This window comes from Enterococcus rivorum, from assembly GCF_001742285.1.
Lineage (GTDB): Bacteria > Bacillota > Bacilli > Lactobacillales > Enterococcaceae > Enterococcus_L > Enterococcus_L rivorum.
The window spans coordinates 52,526-58,869 of record NZ_MIEK01000015.1 but is presented as its reverse complement, the minus strand read 5'-3'; the positions used below and the strand labels follow the sequence as shown (position 1 = coordinate 58,869).

The 6,344-nt window shown below is 34.7% G+C and carries 3 protein-coding genes; all 3 read left to right on the top strand.

Annotated elements, in window-relative coordinates:
* Positions 1 to 292 precede the first annotated feature (292 nt).
* The 3 genes from BCR26_RS06955 to alaS all read left to right on the top strand — a co-directional run bounded on the left by BCR26_RS06955 (position 293) and on the right by alaS (position 5,933).
* Positions 293 to 823 (top strand): RNA polymerase sigma factor, encoded by a 531-nt coding sequence (locus BCR26_RS06955; RefSeq protein ID WP_069698257.1) that lies wholly within the window; start codon positions 293 to 295, stop codon positions 821 to 823.
* Complete coding sequence (locus BCR26_RS06950) at positions 820 to 2,313, top strand: hypothetical protein (RefSeq protein ID WP_069698256.1); 1,494 nt, start codon at positions 820 to 822, stop codon at positions 2,311 to 2,313. Before BCR26_RS06955 ends, BCR26_RS06950 begins: the two co-directional genes overlap by 4 nt.
* Before the next feature lie 980 nt (positions 2,314 to 3,293).
* Positions 3,294 to 5,933 carry an alanine--tRNA ligase gene (gene alaS, locus BCR26_RS06945; protein WP_069698255.1) on the top strand — a complete coding sequence of 880 codons (2,640 nt, stop codon included), beginning with the start codon at positions 3,294 to 3,296 and terminating at the stop codon, positions 5,931 to 5,933.
* Positions 5,934 to 6,344 lie beyond the last annotated feature (411 nt).

The following is a 6,344-nucleotide window of genomic DNA, read 5'->3' as shown; positions in this document are numbered from 1 at the left end:
CGTAGCTGCTAAAGCGTTCTAGACCAATTCCAGCTAACTACGTATTAAGTAGGAGGTAGCCTTTTTTTGTTTTTTTACGAATTTAGTTTTCGTATAAGAAGTCCCAGACTTTTGACCACCGTTGATTCGGATTTAGAGGATGAAACAAAACTGATTTTTAGTTTTGCCCCATCCTCTTTCTTTTTTTTGATTTTTTAGATTGACAAAAAATAATCAAAGTAAAAAAAAGTGAAAACGAAGTCTTTTTCGTTTTTAGATTGTATATATAGACGAAAGGAGTCGAAATAGTGGAATGATAAAGTCAGATGAAGAAGAGTTAGAGAATCTGATCAGGGAATATTCCAAATTACTTTATGTGGTTGCTCTATCTATTTTAGGCAGAACGGCTAAAAAAGAAGATATTGATGAAATAATCAGCGATGTTTTTTTACGCTATTGGAGATATTCAGATCGTTATGATTCAGAGAGAGGTTCATTAAAAAATTATTTGGTGTTGTTGACAAAAAGTATGAGTATTAATCAATTAAAGAAAAATAGACGTGTATTTCTGCCCTTGGTTGAATTTCCGTTAGAAGATTTGCAAGAAGAAGCTGAACGACAAACGGATATCTGGAATCTGTTTTTTGAAGCATTATTATTGCTAGATGAACCTACTAGAGAAATTTGTTTAGAACGTTATTTTTATGAATTGAAACCTAAAGTTATTGCCAATAATTTAGGGTTGTCAGTTGTAGAAGTTAAAAATCGTTTGTATCGAGGAAAAAAGAAAATTCGGAAAGAAATGGAATATTTGATGCTTGAACAGGGAGGAACACAAACATGAAAAAATATCATGAATCACCTTTTAGTTTACTATCGGATGAAAAAATAGATGACTATTTAAAGCATATGGGACATGAGTTTTCTGATGAAGAAATAGATTGTTTAGTTAAAAAAACGACAAAAAAATCCACCAGCAAATTGTCATGGTTGCAAAAGTGTCGGCAAAAACGAACAATAATTATTATTGCTACAGTATTAATTTTCCTTTTTTTGATTCCTAGCACAATTTATGCAGTCAATAAAATTTGGGAGGTTTATTTCCATAAAAGCAATTACTCTAGTAAGCTTTTTATTCATAAAGCAGAAACATCAAATTCTAAAGAAGATGAGAAAGTTAAGTCCAAAAACTACCGTATAGAAATGACCTATCTGCCAGAAAAATGGGCTCCCATGCCCCATAATCAAGGAGAGGTTCCTAGTAAGTTTTGGAACTCTAATGCTAAAAATAGTCAAGAATCGATTTCGACAATTTTGGTTAAACTGAATGACAAACAAGAGTTTGAAACGCGTTATACTTTAGAAACTGAAGAGCAAAAAATCGGACAACACAGAACGTGGATTATAAATAAAAGTGGACACTATAATAGTGATCTCAATCGCGAAGCGTATATTCTTTTTGAAGAAGAAGGATACATTCTATTATTTATGATTGGCGAAGGAGTTTCGGACGAAGCATTAGATAAGATTATTGCAGGAACGAACCTAGTTGAGTCTACTTCTGATTTTGCTTCATACTATGTAACTGAGTTAGATCAAATACAAGGTGTTTTAGAAGAGAAAACTGTGGATGAAAAAGTCAGTGTTACTAGTCCAAATATTAAGCATAGAAATGAACCAGTTAGCTTTTTTGCACCTGTGAATAGTAAAAATGATAATCAGCATTTTAGCGAAGCTGAAATAGAATTTGCAGTAAAAGAAGTTGAAATTTATGACCATCTAAATAAAGCTTTTGATTCTCGTAAAGAGGAATTTTTGGTAGATAGATTAAATGATTTGAAAAAAGTGAGCCTAATTGATGATGAGGGAAAACTTCTGCCTTTTGAAGCAAAGACCTATAAAATCGGTGATGGAAAGAACACTCTTGACACACTTATAAAAATAGAAAAGCAACAATTAAAATATGTTGAAGTTACTGTTTTATTAGAAAATATTTCAAAGTATGATGTAAAAGATTGTTATTTTCAAGCAAAATTAGTTATTTTAAGTGAAAAAAATGGTTATTACTATTTTAAATATCCTGAAATAGGGCAATATACAATCCCAGAATTTTATACTGCGAGTAACTTTTATGAATTATCATTTTTAGATTCGCATGGTCCGGATTCAAAAAATTATTTAAAAATCGGTGACTTGCCTACTAAGACTAAAAAGACTTTAAAAGTCGGCTATTTTGTACCAGAAAAAGATCTGGAAAATATGTTTTTAACTGACAATTCTTATAGTAATTCAGGATTGATAGAAGAAAATAAGATTCAACTTTTTGATAAATGAAATCAAGGAAGAAATGGAAGAGACTGATTTTTGGCTATGAAGGATTTCAAATAAGAATATGTTGACTTTTCTCAAAAGATTCCTTATACTTTGTTAGGAAAGTATAAGGATATAGTTTGTTATTGCAATGTTTACAGAAAGTTTTTCATAGCTGAGAGAAAAACAACACCAAAACAAATCTGCTCCCTTTTAGATTTTTTGGTAGAAATACCAACGCAACTCTGCGTTATAGAGCTCAAGAGGTAATGATAAACATCATTGCAATCAAGGTGGTACCGCGAATTTTCGTCCTTGACTGCAATGGTGTTTTTGCATGTTCCACACCATTTGCGAAGCAAATGGATGTGGAACAGCATCAGAACGCGTCAGCGTTGTGAAACCTTGATGTCTGTAGTTCCACGAACGAACAGCGAGTGGATGAAGAGAAGAAATTTACTAAGGCGAAGCAAATGGATGTGGAACAGCATCAGAACGCGTCAGCGTTGTGAAACCTTGATGTCTGTAGTTCCACGAACGAACAGCGAGTGGATGAAGAGAAGAAATTTACTAAGGCGAAGCAAATGGATGTGGAACAGCATCAGAACGCGTCAGCGTTGTGAAACCTTGATGTCTGTAGTTCCACGAACGAACAGCGAGTGGATGAAGAGAAGAAATTTACTAAGGCGAAGCAAATGGATGTGGAACAGCATCAGAACGCGTCAGCGTTGTGAAACCTTGATGTCTGTAGTTCCACGAACGAACAGCGAGTGGATGAAGAGAAGAAATTTACTAAGGCGAAGCAAATGGATGTGGAACAGCATCAGAACGCGTCAGCGTTGTGAAACCTTGATGTCTGTAGTTCCACGAACGAACAGCGAGTGGATGAAGAGAAGAAATTTACTAAGGCGAAGCAAATGGATGTGGAACAGCATCAGAAAAAGGTTTAAATATTTCTGTCAATTGATCAAACTAAACTATTTTTAGAAAGTAGGAATATAAAGATGAAGAAATTATCAAGTACCCAAGTAAGACAAATGTATTTAGATTTTTTTAAAACGAAAGGACATTCAATCGAACCAAGTGCATCATTAGTGCCTGTCAACGACCCAACCTTATTATGGATCAACTCTGGTGTTGCAACTTTAAAAAAATATTTTGATGGTTCAGTAGTTCCAGAAAATCCTAGAATTACTAATGCACAAAAATCAATCCGTACGAATGATATTGAAAATGTTGGGAAAACAGCGCGTCATCACACGATGTTTGAAATGCTAGGAAATTTTTCAATTGGTGATTATTTCAAAAAAGAAGCGATTCACTGGGCGTGGGAATTTTTAACTTCTCCAGATTGGATGGCCTTTGATCCAGAAAAATTATATGTGACCGTTTATCCAAAAGATACTGAAGCAAAGCGTATATGGCATGAAGAAGTTGGGTTGGATATGACTCATATTATTGAAATTGAAGACAACTTTTGGGATATCGGAGCAGGCCCCTGTGGTCCGGATTCAGAGATTTTTTATGATCGTGGCGAAGCGTTTAATGATCTTGCAGCAGATGATCCAGAAAACTATCCTGGTGGAGAAAATGAGCGTTATTTGGAAATCTGGAATTTAGTGTTTTCAGAATTTAATCATCAGCCAGATGATAGTTACGAGCCTCTTCCTCATAAAAATATTGATACGGGGATGGGCTTAGAGCGGATGGTTTCAATTATTCAAGATGCCCCTACCAATTTTGAAACAGATTTGTTTATGCCGATTATTCAAGCGATTGAATCATTAAGTCAACAAAAGAAGTATGGCGAAGAGCCACAAACAGATATTTCCTTTAAAGTAATCGCTGACCATATTCGCGCGTTGGCATTTGCGATTGGAGATGGCGCTTTACCGTCTAACGAAGGTCGTGGTTATGTCTTACGTCGTCTTCTACGTCGTGCAGTGATGCATGGAAAAAAATTAGGAATTAACGAAGCCTTTTTATATAAACTAGTTCCTGTTGTTGGAAAAATTATGGTAAGTTATTACCCAGAAGTTCTACAACAAAAAGAATTTATTGAAAAAGTTGTTCGCACAGAAGAAGAAAGATTCCATGAAACAATTAACGAAGGTCTAGAAATTTTAAATGATTTAATTGCAAAGTTAAAAGCTTCTAAAGAACAAACGTTAAACGGAAAAGATATCTTTAAATTATATGATACTTATGGATTTCCAGTGGAATTGACTGAAGAAGTGGCAGAAGATGAAGGTTTAAAAGTCGATCATGCTGGTTTTGAAAAAGAAATGGAAGCGCAAAGAGAACGTGCTCGCTCAGCTCGTAGTAAAGAAGTTTCTATGGGGGTTCAATCAGCAGTTCTGACAGATATTAAAGTTGAAAGTAAATTTGTCGGTTATACTCATTTAGAAGTTTCTAGTAAGCTATTAATTATTCTGTCTGGTGAGTCTATCGTAGATGAGTGTACTGAAGGAACGGTTCAGTTAATTTTCTCTGAAACGCCATTTTATGCAGAGATGGGTGGACAAGTAGCCGACCATGGAACAATAACAGATGGAAATGGGACTGTCGTTGGCCATGTAACCAATGTGTTAAAAGCACCAAATGGTCAATTTTTACACACTGTAGAAGTGACAGGGAAATTAGTTGAGGGTCAAGAATATCAATTGCATGTTGATGAGAAGATGCGTAACCGAATTTTGAAAAATCATACAGCGACTCACTTACTTCATCGTGCGTTAAAAGATATTTTGGGAGAACATGCCAATCAAGCAGGTTCTTTAGTTAGTCCAGGACATTTACGCTTTGATTTTACTCATTTTGGACAAGCAACTGCAGACGAGCTCGTTCAAATGGAAGCAATCGTTAATGAAAAAATTTGGGCAGCAATTCCAGTTGAAACGGTTGAAACAGATATTGATACAGCTAAGAATATGGGTGCAATGGCATTGTTTGGTGAAAAATATGGTAAAGAAGTTCGCGTTGTGAACATCGGAGGCTATTCCATTGAACTTTGTGGAGGAACTCATGTGAAGAATACCGAAGATATTGGTATTTTCAAAATCGTTTCAGAATCTGGTATTGGAGCAGGCGTTCGTCGAATCGAAGCTGTTACTAGTAAAGAAGCGTATGAATTGTTGAATGAAGAAGAAGGACAGCTAAAAGCAATTGCTAGTCTTGTAAAATCACCACAATTAAAAGAAGTAGTAGCAAAAACAGAACAACTACAACACCAATTACGAGAGCTACAAAAGGAAAACGAACAATTGGCAGGAAAACTTGCGAATCAACAAGCAGGAGATATTTTCAAAGATGTGAAAGAAGCAAATGGCATTACCTATATTGCCGCTAAAGTAAATGTAAAAGATATGAATCAATTACGCCAGTTAGCAGACCAATGGAAACAGAAAGAACTATCGGACGTTTTAGTGTTAGCAACTGCGCAAGAAGAAAAAGTTAGTTTATTAGCAGCCATGAGCAAATCTGCGAATGAAAAAGGTTTAAAAGCAGGCGATTTAATTAAAGCTATTGCACCGAAAGTTGGTGGTGGCGGTGGCGGCCGTCCTGATATGGCACAAGCTGGTGGGAAAAACCCAGCTGGAATCACAGATGCTTTAAATGAAGTAGTTAGCTGGTTGTCAAAATAATAATCACTGAGTAAGTAGAGGTTCTTCAAACCAATCGTTTGAAGATAGCCTCTACTTTTTTTGTTATTTAACAAAGAAAGGTTTACATTTTCAATTTTTCCTTTTTGTTGGTAAATTAATGATAGAGTGATTATTTATAAAATAACTTACTTCCTTGATGAAATATTATTTAAAGTTATATTTTTTTATAATTAATAAAATGTAACTATGCGTATAGATGAAAAGTTTTCTTTTGAATGAAAAAATTTCATGATTAATAGCATTGGGTTTTCTAATGATTTCAGAAAGGCAACAGTCTGTTTTATTGAAAAAAGTGGTCTTATCTTTCTTTTTTTCTGTAATAGTTTTTTGCGAGAATGAAAATGAAAAGATAACGATTTTCTTTTGGAAAACTTAAGCAAATATCTATAT